The organism is Psychrobacter fozii (genome assembly GCF_003217155.1).
Taxonomy (GTDB): domain Bacteria; phylum Pseudomonadota; class Gammaproteobacteria; order Pseudomonadales; family Moraxellaceae; genus Psychrobacter; species Psychrobacter fozii.
In genome coordinates this window covers 212,155-228,166 of sequence record NZ_QJSU01000003.1, presented here as the reverse complement: position 1 = coordinate 228,166, position 16,012 = coordinate 212,155, and the positions used below count along the sequence as shown (strand labels likewise).

Genomic DNA, 16,012 nt, shown 5'->3' with positions numbered 1-16,012 from the left:
GGATCTTCTCTATATAAGCCATAATGTCACACAAGGAACGTCACCATGAACATGAAACTTAATGATGCGGTTGAAGAACAGTATCATAACAAACGAGTTTTTCTCACTGTCGTAGTGGGAATTGCCATCTATCTTGCCTTTGTTTGGTTATCATCCAGCCGCGATCCATCAGAATCTTGGGGGATCCTCTCCTTACTACCCACCATGCTAGTACTCATCATTGCCATCGTCTCCAGACGTCCCTTTGAGTCAATGATTGCAGGCTGTGTTGCTGGCCTTGTCATGCTCAACCCATTCGATTTGGTCTCCCCTTTTGCAGATAATATCTCAGCCGTACTCGGTAACGAAACCATCATTTGGATCGTGCTCGTTTGTGGTCTTATGGGTGGTCTTATTCAACTGCTAGAAGTGAGTGGCTGTTTAGACGGCTTTAGTGAATGGCTCAAAAGAATTATTAAATCACGCAGACAGTCGTTACTCGCGACCTTTGCATTGGGTGTTGTGGTCTTTATCGATGATTACCTAAACTGTTTGGCCGTTTCAACCTCAGTAAAAAAACTGACGGATACTTATGGCGTATCCCGTGAAAAGCTCGCTTATATCGTCGATTCTACCGCTGCTCCTATGTGTGTAATCGTTCCTATCTCTACCTGGGCGGTCTACTTTTCAGGCCTATTAGAAGAGAATGGTGTCGCAGCAGACGGCGCTGGTATGTCGCTTTACATCAGCTCTATTCCATTCATGGCGTATGCTTGGTTTGCCCTACTTATCGTGTTCTTGGTCGCTTACGGCATCATCGGTGACTGGGGCCCAATGAAACGTGCAGAGAAACGCGCAAAAGAAGGCAATCCTGTTCCAGAAGACTTCATCGATGAGCAGTTGGTGTCAAATGTCAAAGCCAAACGTACGTTATCATTCAAAGCCAATATCTTTAACTTTGCATTCCCAATGATCTTGCTTATCGTCTCAACCATTTACTTTGAAGTGGATTTATTAAGAGGTGCATTGCTTACCTGTTTTGTGACCGTTTTAGTCTATTGGGCACAAGGTATTTTGAGTTTTGAGACCCAAGTAGAGTCGATTTTTACAGGTTTCAAAGTCATGTTGTACCCATTATCGACCGTTATCGGTGGCTTTTTCCTAAAAGCAATCAATGATGAGCTTGGTATGACTATGTATGTCATTGACGCTATCTCACCGCACATGACGATCATTATCTTCCCTGCTGTTATTTTCGCGGTCATGGCTTTCTTAACCTTTGCAACTTCATCAAGCTGGGGCCTATATGTCCTTGCCATGCCGATTGTATTTCCAGTAGCAGCGGCATTAGGTGTTAGCACGCCATTGGTCATCGGTGCTTTATTATCGGCGTCATCATTTGGTAGTCATGCTTGTTTCTTTAGTGATTCATCATTACTAGCGGCACAGGGTGCCGGTTGTTCACCCATGCAGCATGCCTTCACGCAGTTCCCTTATGCGATGCTTGGTGCTGTGCTGTCGGTTGCTACTTTCTTAGGACTTGGTTTTATGATGGCCTAAAGGCGTTATGTTTAAAAAAACCTTGTGTTTAAAAAGACCCTGTACTCAAACGTCCTATGATTTATGATACGACGACTAGCAATAATACGGCTTAAATATACGATTATTTAAGCCGTTACTCTAACCAGACTTCACTTTATGACACTTTATTTTATTCATACAACAGACAAATTATAATCAAGGAGCTATACCATGCGATCAGTTACTGTCGCCAGCACTCAAATCGCCTGCACTTGGGACAAACAAGAAAACATCGATAAAGCCACTGCATTGGTCACTGAAGCTGCAAAAGCTGGTGCCAATATCATCTTGCTACAAGAGTTATTCGAAACCCCTTATTTCTGCCAAGTACATGATTTTGAATATTTTAACTTGGCTACCGAAGTCGAGCACAATACGGCCATCAATCATTTTAAAGAGCTGGCAAAGTCGCTTGAAGTGGTACTGCCTATCAGCTTTTATGAAAAATCAGGCAACACCTTGTTTAATAGCGTGACCATTATTGATGCTGATGGCGAAATACTGGGCACTTACCGTAAAACGCACATTCCAGATGGCATTCCTTACGCAGAGAAATTCTACTTCACGCCTGGTGACACGGGATTTAAAGTTTGGAACACCAAGTATGGCAAAATCGGCGTTGGTATTTGTTGGGATCAATGGTTCCCTGAATGCGCGCGCAGCATGGCTCTCATGGGTGCAGAGATACTGCTGTATCCAACCGCTATTGGTGATGAGCCAACCCTAAATATCAACTCAACGGGCCACTGGCAGCGCTGTATGCAAGGACACTCTGCGGCTAACCTCATGCCTGTTATCGCTTCTAACCGTATTGGCGAAGAAACCATCAGCCAAAATGGCACGGACAGCACCATGCAGTTTTATGGCAGCTCGTTCATCACTGATGGGCGCGGCGAGATTATCCAAGAAGCCTCAACCGATAAAAGCGAATTTATTATGGCCACGTTTGATCTGGATGAACTGGCAGAACAGCGTCGTCAATGGGGCGTGTTCCGTGATCGTCGTCCATCAATGTACGGCACACTATTAACGCACGGCTAAACCCATTCTCCATATTTTTATAAGCGCTTGAGTGCGATAAGGTGACTTTATGTCCACATTAATGACAGGTTCAACACCAAAGCAAGATGGCTTTTACATGCCAGCAGAATTTGCGCCTTTACAAAAAGTCTGGATGATATGGCCCTATCGTCCTGATAACTGGCGCCAACAAGCTGTACCAGCCAAAGCTGCCTATGCAGCCGTTGCCACAGCCATCAAACGTTTTTGTGACGTGACCGTACTGGTAATGCCTGATGACTTTGAGGCGTGCCGTGCGCAGCTGCCCGATAATATTGATGTGATACCCATGCCAAGTAACGATGCATGGGCGCGTGACATTGTGCCGACATTCTTAATCAATGATGCTGGTGGTTTGCGTGCCTGCGACTGGACGTTTAATGCATGGGGCGGCGATTACGATGGTTTGTATACGCCTTGGGATGACGATGACAAGCTTGCCGAGCGCCTGTGTGAGCGTTTGGGTATAAAGCGCTACCGTACCGATGGTTTTGTACTAGAAGGTGGCGCGTTTCATGTGGATGGCGAAGGCACAGTATTGACCACCCGCATGTGCTTGCTCAGTCCTGGGCGTAATCCTCACTTGAATGAGCAACAAATTGAAGACATGCTGAAATCCCACTTAAATGTCGAAAAAGTGCTATGGGTTGATGACGGTATCGATCCCGATGAAACCACTGGGCACATTGATGATATTGCCTGCTTTGCGCGACCTGGCGAAGTGGTCTGCTTATTTACTGATGATACTGAGCATCCATTTTATGAAGCCACGCAAAAGGCGTATCAGCAGCTCTCAGAGATGACTGATGCCAAAGGCCGAAAGTTGAAAGTGCATAAATTGTGCTGTACCAAGCAATATGTAACCTTGCCTGACAATGCTGATATTACCCAGTCAGAAGATGCCAAGTCTCGTAATACGGACGATATTTGTATCGCCTCTTATGCTAACTTTCTTATTTGTAACGGCGGTGTCATTGTGCCGCAATATGATGATATTAATGACAGTTTAGCGATTGAGCAGCTTGAAAAAATCTTCCCTGAGCATCAGGTGGTTGGAGTACGAACGAAAGAGATTGTGTTTGGCGGCGGCAATATCCACTGCATTACTCAGCAGCAGCCTATCGCCAACGTGCAATAACGAGATTTATGTATTTTATACATGGCTTTCTAAATATAAGTTTTTAAACATAACCAAAAATAAAATGTAAACAAAAGGACTTTTTATGAGCGATTATCAAGTAAATAACCCAGCCACAGGCGAACTCGAAGCCACCTACCCTACGGCAACCGAACAAGATATCCAACAAGTGATTGAGCAAGCGGACACAGCTTATCAAAGCTGGCGTCATGTTCCACTAAATGAACGCAGTGCACTACTTCATAAAGTCGCTGATATCTATCTTGACCGTCAAGAAGAGCTAGCACGTATCGTCGCCAATGAGATGGGTAAACCAGTCGCTCAAGCAAAAGGTGAGATTGGTCTGGTCGCTGACATCTATCGCTATTATGCAGACAATGCTGAGCAGCTATTAGCGCCTAATACTATCGACGTTGATACAGGAACAGCTTCTGTAGAAAAACGCCCTGTAGGCGCACTACTAGGCATCATGCCTTGGAACTATCCACACTATCAAGTAGCACGCTTCGTCGCGCCAAACGCCATGGCGGGTAACACTATTATTCTAAAGCATGCACCGCAATGCCCTAAGACAGCCGAAATTATCGTCGATATTATGAAAGACGCAGGCATGCCTGATGGGGTTTATAACAATATCTTTGCGACCAATGAGCAATCAGCGACCATCATCAACGATACACGCGTACAGGGTGTTTCATTGACGGGTTCTGAGCGTGCAGGTCAAGCAGTTGCAAAAGAAGCTGGCGGCGCACTCAAAAAAGTTGTCTTAGAACTTGGCGGTTCTGATGCCTTTATCGTTACTTCTGATGCAGATATCAAAAAAGCCGTACAAAGAGCCATCTCAGGTCGTTTTGGTAATGTCGGACAAGCCTGTAATGCGGCTAAACGCTTAATTATCGTCGATGACGTTTATGATCAATTCGTGCAAGAATTCACTGATAACGTACGTGCCATGACATTGGCAGACCCATTAGATGAGCAAACCTTTATGGGACCAATGTCTTCAAAAGCGGCGGCTGAGGGTCTTCAAAAGCAACTAGACAGTGCCATTCAAGCGGGTGCTACTGTTTTAGTAGAAGGCGGTATAGTAAAAGATAAGCCAGGTGCTTGGTTTGCCCCAGCTGTACTAACGGATGTGACTGAGTCAATGGATGTCTATCGTCAAGAGCTATTCGGCCCTGTCGCCGTCATCTATAAAGCTCGCGATGTCGACCATGCCATCCAAATCGCTAACGATGTGCCATTTGGTCTTGGCGCTTCTATTCAGACTCAAAGTCCAGAACTGGCCGCAGAAATCGCTGAGAAATTAGAAGTGGGTATGGTCACTATCAATGCCCCATCTGGTAGTGAAGCCAATACACCATTCGGTGGTGTTAAACGCTCAGGCTTCGGTCGCGAGTTAGGCACGTTAGGTATTACTGAATTCTTAAACTACAAGCTGATTCGTAATAAAGCTAGCGCATAAAATAAATGTATTAATCTAAACACTCTATTCCTGTCCTAAAACAGAAAAAGCCTAACGTTAAACGTTAGGCTTTTTTAATGGGTATTTTAAATAGAGTTAACTCTTTGGTGGGTTGTCTTTCAACCATAGCTGATTCACGATTTTTAATTCGCGCAATTCTTCTGCCATGATGGCTTCACTTTTGCCAGGGTACTTAATGGTTGCATAACCATATAGCGCCACACCTAACACTGTCCAACCAAAGAAAATCCACCATTCGATAGCGGTAAGCGCAGATGGCATACCTGGCATGTATAGTGCTAATAAGCCAAAGCTTAGTGCGATCGTGATCATACCCACTAGTTTACCTGCAGGTATCTTAAATGGACGTACCATATCAGGCTCACGGTAGCGCAGTACTAAGAAAGAGATAGCAACACAAGTATAAGCAATGACGATACCAAAACCACCAGCATCAACAATCCACACGAGCATTTTGCGACCAAATAATGGCGCGAGCGTGGCTAAACCACCAATCAATAAAATCGCATTAACAGGTGTGTTGTATTTTGGATGTAATTTACTTAAGAATGCTGGCAACATATGCGCTTTTGACATTGCATATAGTAGACGACTACCACCAATCAAGAACGCATTCCAGCTTGATAAAATACCCAATACGCCACCGATAACCAGTAGAATACCTGCCCATTTACCATGCCACGCATTGGTCATTGCATCAGCGGTCGCCAACGTAGAGTTTTCGGCTTGAATCAATGGCAATGTGGTACCCACACTCCATGCAACTGCGATGTACCAAAGTACCGCAATCGTTATTGATACGATTAGGAATTTACCGATATTAGGACGGGTTAAATCAATCTCTTCAGCCGCTTGTGGAATCACATCAAAGCCGACGAACATAAAGGGAACCATCACGATAACTGCCATCACGCCAGCAGCGCCACCAATAAACGCCGGAGCTTGTATCGCAGTCGATGTCGCAGGATTATATAATGCCGCGCCAATGAACAGTAATATACCGACAAACAAGATCCCTACAACCGCTGTTTTTTGGAACCATGCACTGACTTCCATACCTCGTACATTCAGCCATGTGACAATCACTGATCCCAGCATCCCCACACCTACCCAAGTGGCATAGACATCCCAACCAGCGATCGTCCAAAGATAACCCTGATTATAATTGGGAATAAAATACTCAACCACCGTCGGCAAGGCGACTGCCTCAAATGCGACGACTGAGAAATAACCAAATAGAATACTCCATGAGCAGATAAAGGAAACATTGACCCCTAATGCTCGGTGGGTATAAGTATGCTCACCGCCCGTGATAGGCATTGATGAAGCGAGCTCAGCATAAGTCACACCAATCAGTATCACTGCCAAACCACCCAATAAAAACGCTAACATCGCGCCCCACGTACCAGCAGATAAAATCCAGCCGCCAGCCAGTACTACCCAACCCCAACCTACCATAGCACCAAATGCTAAGGCTATAATATCAAACATCCCCAGCGATTTTTTTAGTCCAGACATAACTTACTCCTTGTCTATGTGTCACCCAGATTAACCCGTCAAAGCTAAACTGGCTTTAGTGTGTTCGGGCATAGCCCATTATCGTTATTTTCCGTACTTACCCTCTCATAGGGCACACCTATGAATGGGGTTAAATCGCTTTATTCATTCCCTGTATTGACCTTGTATTTCGGTCATAATAAAAGCCCGCTCAAAAAAATAACGGCGGCTTGTCATGCAAGGCGCCGTTATTCATTCAATCACTCAGAGTAAGTACTCTTAATTACTCTCAGGACAGGCTTACCATTGCTTTTAAATAACTGCCTTTAAAACATTGCTGTTCAAATTAAGCAGTTAATATACCACCAATGATATCAAGGCCTTCTTGTAGGATTTCATCTTCAACTGTCAATGGCACCATTACGCGGATCGCATTGCCATACATACCGCAAGACGCTAGTAGCAAGCCTTGCTCAAAAGATTTCTGTTTAAGATTAGCAGTGGCAGCAGCGTCTGGCTTGCCTTCGCTATCAACCAAATCAAATGCTAGCATGGCACCTTTATAACGAATATGACCAATACTGCTTAGATTTAAGCCTTTTAAAAATTCGGCAATGGTATCGCCAATCACGACACTACGCTCAAGCAAGTTTTCTTCTTCAATCACTTCTATGACAGCCAATGCTGCCGCCAACGCAATCGGGCTACCAGAATACGTACCACCCAAACCACCTACTTGCGGTGCATCCATAATGTCGGCACGACCAATAACTGCTGATACAGGATAGCCACCAGCCAAACTCTTAGCCGTGGTCATCAAGTCTGGCTCCACACCTAACTGCTCGCCTGCAAACAAAGTACCCGTTCTGGCAAAGCCACACTGGACTTCATCAAAAATCAAGACAATGCCATGCTCATCACAAATCTCACGTAATGCTTTGGCAAATGATGGTGTTACTTGATGGAAACCACCCTCGCCTTGAATAGGCTCAATAATCATTGCCGCTACTTCGCTTGGATCGATGTCGGCTTGGAAAATCATATCAAGGCTATGCAGTGCCTGTGCTTCTGTGATGTTTAACTCTTCGGCAGGGAACAATGCATGGAAGACAGGACCAGGCATTGGGCCAAAGTTCTTTTTGTACGGCAATACTTTACCAGTTAGGCTCATGCACATCATGGTGCGACCATGCCAGCCACCAACGAAAGAGATGATGCCTGGGCGACGGGTTTTCGCACGAGCGATCTTGATGCAGTTTTCGACGGCTTCAGCACCAGTGGTCAAAAACAATGCTTTGGTTGGACCACTGATAGGTGCTTTTTCACACAGTTTTTCTGCAAGATCGACATAACTTTCATAACTAACAATTTGTGCAGCAGTGTGCGTGAATTTGTCGACTTGCTCATGCACACGTTGGGTAATCTTTGGATGACTATGACCAGTATTTAATACCGAGATACCACCAATAAAATCAATATAACGATTGCCTTCAACGTCCCAAATCTCTGAGTTTTTTGCTCTTTCGGCAAAGATAGGAAACGCGATACCAAGGCCGGTAGGTAAAACAGCTTTACGGCGGGCAAGTAATGCTTCGTTAGTGGTTTGGGTGTTCGTGGTCATCAGAATGTCCTTTTTTCATGTGGTGTTGGTTGTATTAAATTCATTACTATCAATATTATTACTATCAATATTATTACTATCAATATTATTACTATCGATGTCATTGCAATTGGTACTCATATCATTAGTACCATCACAATGGCTACCATTAAAATGGGTATTACGTTTTAGCGATCGTTATATAATCGATTCAATATAGTGGAATGACTATATTAGCTAACGTCAGAACACCAGTACTTGGTTACTACGTAATCTTCGATACCGTATTTTGAGCCTTCACGACCAAAGCCTGATTGCTTCACACCACCAAACGGTGCTACTTCTGTAGAAATCAGACCAGTGTTATGACCGATGATTCCGTACTCCAAGCCTTCCGTCACACGCCATGAGCGAGCATAATCACTACTGTAGAAATAAGCCGCTAAGCCATAGATAGTATCGTTAGCAGCACGAATAACTTCTGCTTCATCTTTGAAGGTAAAGATGGTAGCGATAGGGCCAAAAATTTCTTCAGAAGCGATATCCATATCACTACTGATATCCGTAATAACGGTCGGATTGTATGCCAGCTCTGAGGCACTGTTAGTGCTACCACCAGTGATAAGCTTTGCACCTTTATCTAATGCATCTTTGAGTAGCGCTTGTACTTTATCTAGGGCTTTTTTATTGATGAGAGGACCGATATCGACGCCTTCATCCATACCGTTACCGACGTTTAGCTCGGCGACTTTTTTGACAAATATGTCTAAAAACTCATCTTTGATACTGTCTTGGACATAGACACGGTTAGCGCAAACACAAGTCTGACCAGCATTACGATATTTAGACGCGATAAGACCTGTCGCTGCTTTTTCAAGATCTGCATCATCAAAGACGATAAACGGGGCATTACCACCTAGCTCTAACGACAGTTTTTTGATGGTTGGTGCACACTGAGCCATCAACGTACGACCCACTTCCGTAGAACCTGTAAATGACAGCTTATGAATACGTGCATCACCCGTTAGGATTTCACCAATCACCGAAGATTTTCCAGTCACTACCTGTATAACACCTGCTGGAATACCCGCTTCTTCTGCTAATGCACCCAGTGCCAATGCAGAAAATGGCGTTTCAGTCGCAGGTTTGATAATAATCGTACAGCCAGCTGCCAATGCAGGGGCGGCTTTACGGGTAATCATCGCTGCTGGAAAGTTCCAAGGCGTAATAGCAGCGCAAACACCGACTGGCTGTTTGAGCACGACGTGACGTAGCTGTGTGCTATTGGCAGGAATTACGTCGCCATAGACACGCTTACCTTCTTCTGCAAACCAACGAATGAAGCTATTGGCATAACCAATTTCGCCGCGTGATTCAGTTAAGGGCTTACCTTGCTCGGCCGTCATGATGATAGCGAGATCTTCTTTATTGGCGTCGATGAGGTCTGCCCATTTTTGCAATAGCTCTGAACGCTCTTTTGCAGTCTTGGCTGCCCAAACAATTTGCGCTTCATGAGAATAGGCAACAGCGTCATTGACGTCTTCGGTGGTGAGGCTTGGCACTGTGCCAATGAGTTCATCATTAAAAGGGTTGGTTACATCGAGGGTCGCGGCATCGCTAGAACCATGCCAACCGTCTTTGGTTAGACACTGTTGTTTAAGCAAATCTGAATTGGATAATTTTATATTTGATGTGGGCTTTGTCATAGTAATGCTCCTTGTCGGCAAGCTCATTGCCAATTTATAACTCTTAATAAGATGACCACTTGATAGAGGAGTAAAACAGTTATTGATAAACGACTTATTGTTCAATATACTGTACAACAATTCCATATGTGAGACATCATTATAGGAATGATACGAGACACTTTGCAACCCTTATTCCTTTTTTAATTGAAATTTTTGCTATTATCCTAATTATGTTTCCCTCACTTCACTTTTTGGTTACTTTATGAGCACAACTGCCGTTCCAGCCTTGGACAAAACGTTTCAGATTTTAGATTTAATTACTGACAGCCCTCAACCACTGACTGCTGCTCATATTGCTAAGCAGCTTGAACTGCCTCGCAGCTCTACCCACAATATTTTGCAAAGCCTATTAAGCAAACACGTTATTTATAAAGATGCTGATAGTCGTTTTCATCTGGGCTCATATCTAATGTACTGGGCGGGCAAGTACGAGCAGCAGCAAGGGGTCATTCAGTTATTTAAAGACCTTATTATGCAATATCCTGTGCTGCTGCAGCATACTGTGACGTTGTCAAAACTGGACTTGGGAGAAGTGGTATTTTTGGCGTGCCATGAATCACCCGCCCCGCTCGGCTTTACTTTCCGTGCAGGTGTGCGTGTACCTGCGGTGTTTTCTGCCACGGGCAAAGCCATGCTATCCACCTTGACGATGGATGCTATTCATTCATTGTACGAAGGGGTATTTCCTACGCCAATCACTCAAAATGGAGTCGATAACTTTGACTGCTTGGCTACTGAACTTAACGATATTCATGAGAGTCGTATCTCACTGGACGATGGACAGCTACGTGACGGCATGTATTGCTTGGGCACATACATTCGTAATGCATCAGGTATTGCAATTGCTGGTATGGCGGTAAGTTTTTTGCAGGGAGAGTATGAGATTAGACGTGAGGAAGTGAGTGCGGTATTGATTGAATTGGCTGAGCAAATTGAACAGCGTTTGGGGTTGATTACTCATTCATAAAGTATAAAAGTATAGATGCAGGGTCTGTTACGACAGACAAACCCTGCTATCGATTTACTTTAATTCTAACTCTACTGAGCTTTAAGTTAGATTGATTATGTCAGCTGGCTATTACTGTTGTCTTCTGAGATAAGCCCCGATAAAAATGCTTGCAAATTGTCATTGAGCTTTTGAATGTAATAACCACCCTCGACTAAGACAATCAATGGCTTATTTAGTGCTTTCATCTTTTGTGCCAACACCTTGAAGCCTTCCGTACTCACGGCGCATCTCGCTTCTGGGTCATTTTCATAAACATCAAACCCCAAAACATGAACGATAATATCAGGGTCAAATAGTGTCACTGCCTCGATGGACTTATCAACATACTCAAAAAATCCCGCTTCATCGGTGCCATGTGGCATTGGGAAATTGATGTTGTAACCCTCACCTTCGCCTACACCTTTTTCAAACGCGTGCCCTGTCACTGCGGGATAGAAGTTAACGGGGTCGCCATGTACCGATGTATATAGCACGTCTTTACGGTCGTAGAATATTTCTTGGATACCCTGTCCGTGGTGCATGTCGGTATCGATAATGGCGATTTTTTTATATTTCTGGCGTAGATGTTCAGCGATGATGGCGGCGTTATTCAGATAACAAAATCCACCCGCAGCACTTTTTCGAGCATGATGACCAGGCGGCCGTGAAAAGCAAAGCTGTATATGACTGTCGGCACGCTCTGTCTCTGGCTTCTCATCATTTAACAGTGCTTCAGCTGCATTGAGCGCAGTCTGTGCCGACCAATAGATAGAGGTCCAAGAGTGCTCACTGATTGGCGCACTATCATCTGCTTGATACTTAGCTGCTTTTGCCATAATTCCAATACCAGGATTGTCATAAGGTACAAAAATCCCTGTTTGCACCTGCGCACCCAAGTCTTCCTCTACTGCCATCCATTCATCATAGCCATGCTTAAGAAACTCAACATAACCAAAATCATGTACCGCTAATATTGGCGTGATGCCAACATCGATAGCAGTCGTCACCTCTAAGCCCAATGCTGCTGGCGCTTTCAAAAACTCAACCATACGTTCTGGTATCTCTAACGGCTCATGCATCTTTCCATAAGAAAAATATGGCAGCGGTCTATGCAGACTTAAATTTTCATGACTATAGATCTTCATATTTAACACTCCTTTGTTGGACACCATCATGTTTGAGACATTCTATTTTATTTTCAGTGTTTGGCATTACTGATATTAAAGCGTGTTGAACATTCACAAATAAACACTGCTAATAACTAAAACTGCGCCAATACTAACAGAAGGAGGCAAGACTATTTTTTGCCATTTTATTGTTAAAAATAGACACTTAGAATGACTAAACAATCCCATCGGCTTTTAGCTTGGCTATCGTAGCCTTATCATAGCCTAAATTTACCAACGTACTGTCAGTATGCTCGCTCAACTGCGGTGGTGGCGTACGGTAAGTGACCGGTGATGCAGACAACTTAATAGGATTGCCAAGTGCTCTGACTGGACTGCCTTGCTCGGTGAAATTAACGATCATCTCACGGGCTTGAGCTTGCGGCATGGCCAAGGCCTCAGCCACGTTATGAATCGCACCGCATGGAATGCCTGCTTGATCTAAAACCTCTAGCCAATAGGTGCGAGGTTGCTTGGCAAAATGCTTAGTCAGATCGCTGCACAACAATCCTCGATTGGCAACGCGTTGTGGATTGGTCGTAAAACGCTCATCGGTATACCAATCAACTGCGAGTACGTCACACAGTTTGGCAAACTGACTGTCATTACCACAGGCTAAAATAAAATGCTGCTCGCCCTGACCTGCAAACACTTGATAAGGTACGATATTGGGGTGCTGATTGCCCAGTCTGGGTGGCACTTTGTCTGATGCCAAATGATTCATACCGACATTGGCCAGCATGGCAAGCGCACTGTCGAGCAACGCCACATCGACGTGTTGTCCAACACCAGTATTTTGACGCGCCAGCAGTGCCGCCTGAATACCAATCGTCAGCTGTAAACCTGCAAACAAATCGACCACTGCGACGCCAACTTTGTGCGGTTCGCCATCACTAGGGCCCGTGATACTCATCAGACCTGAAAGCCCTTGGATAATATAGTCATAACCGGGGCGCTTGGCGTCAGGACCTGTCTGCCCGAACCCTGTCAATGACGCATAAATCAGTCGTGGATTGTCTTGTTTTAGACTGTCATAATCTAAGCCGTATTTTTTCAGACCACCGACTTTGAAGTTCTCAACCAAAATATCACTCTCAGCGATTAGCTGCTTAATGATTGTCTGCCCTGTTGGCGTAGTGATATCAACTGTCAGCGATTTTTTATTGCGGTTAATAGTAGCGTAATAAGCGGAGGTGTCATCGCTGAATGTTGGCGGTGCCCAATGACGCGTTTCATCACCGATATGAGGACGCTCAACCTTGATGACTTCGGCACCAAGATCAGCAAGTACTTGAGTACAAGAAGGGCCAGCCAGCACTCTCGACAAATCAAGCACCTTGATACCATGCAATGCGCCCTCTGGCATTTTAGCCATATCAGTCATAATATTCCCTTATTGTGTTGCGTATTTTTCAATCATAAAATTGTTCTTCATGATTTAGCTATTTAACCGTTAAATCATGAAGAACAACTGAAAAACGTACGCTACTGTTAATGCTCTTTTGATAAAAAGCTAAGCAGTAACGTACGTCATAAAATACAGTTGTACCAAAAACTATTAGCTAAAAACGCTTAAAAGAACGCTTGAATACCTGTCTGCGCACGACCTAAGATAAGCGCATGGATATCATGTGTCCCTTCATAAGTATTAACAGCCTCTAAGTTCATGACGTGACGGATAACATGGAACTCATCAGAGATACCATTACCGCCATGCATGTCACGAGAAATACGTGCGATATCCAGTGCTTTACCGCAGTTATTACGTTTAATAAGTGAAATCATCTCAGGTGCGGCATTGTCTTCGTCCATCAGACGACCCACACGTAGCGCGGCTTGTAGACCTAAAGTAATTTCTGTCTGCATATTGGCAAGCTTCAACTGCACGAGCTGCGTTGCCGCGAGCGGACGACCAAACTGCTTACGATCTAACGTGTATTGACGAGCAGCTTTCCAGCAAAATTCTGCTGCTCCCATCGAACCCCATGCGATACCATAGCGGGCTTTATTTAAGCAGCCAAATGGTCCCTTTAGACCACGGATATCTGGGAAAGCATTGGCTTCAGGAACGAATACTTTGTCCATGACGATCTCACCCGTGACTGATGCACGTAGTGAAAATTTGCCTTCGATTTTCGGCGCAGACAAGCCTTTCATGCCTTTATCTAAAACAAAACCACGAATCTCACCAGCATCGTCTTTTGCCCAAACGACAAACACATCAGCGATAGGACTGTTGGTAATCCACATTTTATTGCCCGTCAGCTCATAACCGCCATCCACAGCACGCGCACGTGTCGACATCGATGAAGGATCTGACCCAGAGTCTGGCTCAGTCAAACCAAAGCAGCCAACATACTCACCCGATGCCAGCTTAGGCAAATAACGCTCTCTCTGCTCTTCAGTACCGTACGCCCAAATAGGATGCATCACTAGGCTTGACTGTACGCTCATCGCTGAACGGTAACCCGAATCAACGGCTTCCACTTCCTTGGCAATCAGACCATAGGCAACGCTCGATAAACCAGCACAGCCATAACCTTCGATCGTCACACCAAGCAGACCCATCTCACCCATTTGACGCATGATATTACGGTCAAAATTCTCGTGACGATTGGCCTCTAAAATGCCTGGCATGAGCTCATTTTGAAAAAACTGGCGGGCACTGTCTGTCACCATACGTTCTTCATCAGTGAGCTGGTCACGTAATAAAAATGGGTCTTCCCAATCAAAACTTGGACGAGTAGATGTTGCCATGTGGAGCTCCTTGATATCAGTCATCCTGACCGACGAATAGTGATTAATAAAGGGTTTAGATTAATAGGCTATTGACTTCATAATTCCGCTGTGCGAAACTTAGTTTCATAATTTAAAACCATTTAAGCAAAATTTAGCCACTCTGTAAACCTTTATCCCAAAAAGATGAGTATAAAATGACGAAACTCTTATCAACAGCTACTCCGCTATTGGAACGAATGACGACCACGATTGAACAAAGCAAGGAAGATAATGATCGACAGTTCGTTACAGCACTGGGTCGCGGGTTGTCTTTACTCGCAGCATTTGAACATGATGATAGACTCACCCATCAGCAATTGTGTCAGATGACAGCGCTACCAAAAGCGACCATTACTCGCCTTATCCATACCTTAACCACGCTTGGTTTTTTACGTGTCACTGAACACGGACAGTATCAATTGGGCAGTAGCGCTGTACGTCTAAGTGCGACCGCGTGGAGTCGCCACGATATGGTCGCAGCGGCTGAGCCATTACTGCGACAGTTCGCTAGTGAGAATGAAGTATCAGTGAATCTGGCGACCGAAGTCGAAGGAGAGATGCGCTATCACGCTTGTTGTCGTAGCCCTGCTCGCCTATCAGTTAACTTACAAGTTGGCTCAGCTGTACCCGTCGCACATACTGCTATTGGACGCGCTTTTTATGCGGTAAGCTCACAAGCGAGACAGACTGTGATCAGTAGCAATCTAAAAGAGCATTTATCTATAGCGGATTATAACCACGCGCAAACTGCCCTAGCCAATGCGGCAGAGCATTATGAAAAATACGGCTATACCGTGTCAGATGGGGAGTTTTCTACTGACATATTGGCGGTAGCCATTGGTGTGTTTGATGTTGCGACTGGACAATATACCTACTCACTCAATGCCAGTGTGCCAAGTGCCAACTGGCAAGCAGATGATTATGCGGCGATGATAGTGCCAAAATTGCAGGCATTGGCGGAGCGAATTGGTGGTGGCGTTTAAAACAGTGAC

The 16,012-nt window shown here is 44.7% G+C and carries 13 protein-coding genes; 7 read left to right on the top strand and 6 right to left on the bottom strand.

Annotated elements, in window-relative coordinates; translation table 11 throughout:
• Window positions 1–45 precede the first annotated feature (45 nt).
• The 4 genes from DFP82_RS05535 to DFP82_RS05520 all read left to right on the top strand — a co-directional run bounded on the left by DFP82_RS05535 (window position 46) and on the right by DFP82_RS05520 (window position 5,222).
• On the top strand, window positions 46–1,539 hold the full coding sequence (locus tag DFP82_RS05535) for a Na+/H+ antiporter NhaC family protein (RefSeq protein ID WP_110922735.1): 1,494 nt from the start codon (window positions 46–48) through the stop codon (window positions 1,537–1,539).
• A gap of 192 nt (window positions 1,540–1,731) precedes the next feature.
• Window positions 1,732–2,601, top strand: coding sequence for an N-carbamoylputrescine amidase (aguB, locus tag DFP82_RS05530; protein ID WP_110922734.1), 870 nt, complete (start codon window positions 1,732–1,734; stop codon window positions 2,599–2,601).
• 49 nt (window positions 2,602–2,650) lie between these two features.
• Entirely contained in the window at window positions 2,651–3,757 is a 1,107-nt protein-coding gene (aguA, locus tag DFP82_RS05525) for an agmatine deiminase (protein ID WP_110922733.1), read from the top strand.
• Window positions 3,758–3,842: 85 nt separating this feature from the next.
• Window positions 3,843–5,222: an NAD-dependent succinate-semialdehyde dehydrogenase gene (locus DFP82_RS05520; protein ID WP_110922732.1), complete on the top strand. Its 1,380-nt coding sequence runs from the start codon at window positions 3,843–3,845 to the stop codon at window positions 5,220–5,222.
• Window positions 5,223–5,318: 96 nt separating this feature from the next.
• On the opposite strand, the gene DFP82_RS05515 is transcribed toward DFP82_RS05520, so the two are convergent.
• The gene (locus DFP82_RS05515; RefSeq protein WP_110922731.1) at window positions 5,319–6,761 is read right to left on the bottom strand and encodes an APC family permease; all 1,443 of its coding nucleotides are present in this window, start codon (window positions 6,759–6,761) and stop codon (window positions 5,319–5,321) included.
• 120 nt (window positions 6,762–6,881) lie between these two features.
• On the opposite strand from DFP82_RS05515, the gene DFP82_RS14865 reads away from it, so the two are divergent.
• On the top strand, window positions 6,882–7,013 hold the full coding sequence (locus DFP82_RS14865) for a hypothetical protein (RefSeq protein ID WP_281269543.1): 132 nt from the start codon (window positions 6,882–6,884) through the stop codon (window positions 7,011–7,013).
• A 73-nt stretch (window positions 7,014–7,086) separates the two neighbouring features.
• Here the strand turns inward: DFP82_RS14865 and gabT are convergent, their stop codons facing one another.
• Both gabT and DFP82_RS05505 read right to left on the bottom strand, forming a co-directional pair.
• Window positions 7,087–8,361: a 4-aminobutyrate--2-oxoglutarate transaminase gene (gabT, locus tag DFP82_RS05510; protein ID WP_110922730.1), complete on the bottom strand. Its 1,275-nt coding sequence runs from the start codon at window positions 8,359–8,361 to the stop codon at window positions 7,087–7,089.
• A 212-nt stretch (window positions 8,362–8,573) separates the two neighbouring features.
• Window positions 8,574–10,073: an NAD-dependent succinate-semialdehyde dehydrogenase gene (locus tag DFP82_RS05505; RefSeq protein WP_245905656.1), complete on the bottom strand. Its 1,500-nt coding sequence runs from the start codon at window positions 10,071–10,073 to the stop codon at window positions 8,574–8,576.
• Window positions 10,074–10,290: 217 nt separating this feature from the next.
• Here DFP82_RS05505 and DFP82_RS05500 point away from each other — a divergent pair, with 217 nt between their 5' ends.
• Window positions 10,291–11,055: an IclR family transcriptional regulator gene (locus DFP82_RS05500; RefSeq protein WP_110922728.1), complete on the top strand. Its 765-nt coding sequence runs from the start codon at window positions 10,291–10,293 to the stop codon at window positions 11,053–11,055.
• Window positions 11,056–11,150: 95 nt separating this feature from the next.
• On the opposite strand, the gene DFP82_RS05495 is transcribed toward DFP82_RS05500, so the two are convergent.
• The 3 genes from DFP82_RS05495 to DFP82_RS05485 form a co-directional block, all read right to left on the bottom strand.
• A complete protein-coding gene (locus DFP82_RS05495) occupies window positions 11,151–12,221 on the bottom strand; it encodes a histone deacetylase family protein (protein WP_110922727.1) in 1,071 nt (356 codons plus the stop codon).
• A 196-nt stretch (window positions 12,222–12,417) separates the two neighbouring features.
• On the bottom strand, window positions 12,418–13,626 hold the full coding sequence (locus DFP82_RS05490) for a CaiB/BaiF CoA transferase family protein (RefSeq protein ID WP_110922726.1): 1,209 nt from the start codon (window positions 13,624–13,626) through the stop codon (window positions 12,418–12,420).
• Between the two features lie 188 nt (window positions 13,627–13,814).
• Window positions 13,815–14,999 carry an acyl-CoA dehydrogenase gene (locus DFP82_RS05485; protein ID WP_110922725.1) on the bottom strand — a complete coding sequence of 395 codons (1,185 nt, stop codon included), beginning with the start codon at window positions 14,997–14,999 and terminating at the stop codon, window positions 13,815–13,817.
• Window positions 15,000–15,175: 176 nt separating this feature from the next.
• Between DFP82_RS05485 and DFP82_RS05480 the strand changes: the two genes are divergently transcribed.
• The gene (locus tag DFP82_RS05480; RefSeq protein ID WP_110922724.1) at window positions 15,176–16,003 is read left to right on the top strand and encodes an IclR family transcriptional regulator; all 828 of its coding nucleotides are present in this window, start codon (window positions 15,176–15,178) and stop codon (window positions 16,001–16,003) included.
• Window positions 16,004–16,012: the final 9 nt, after the last annotated feature.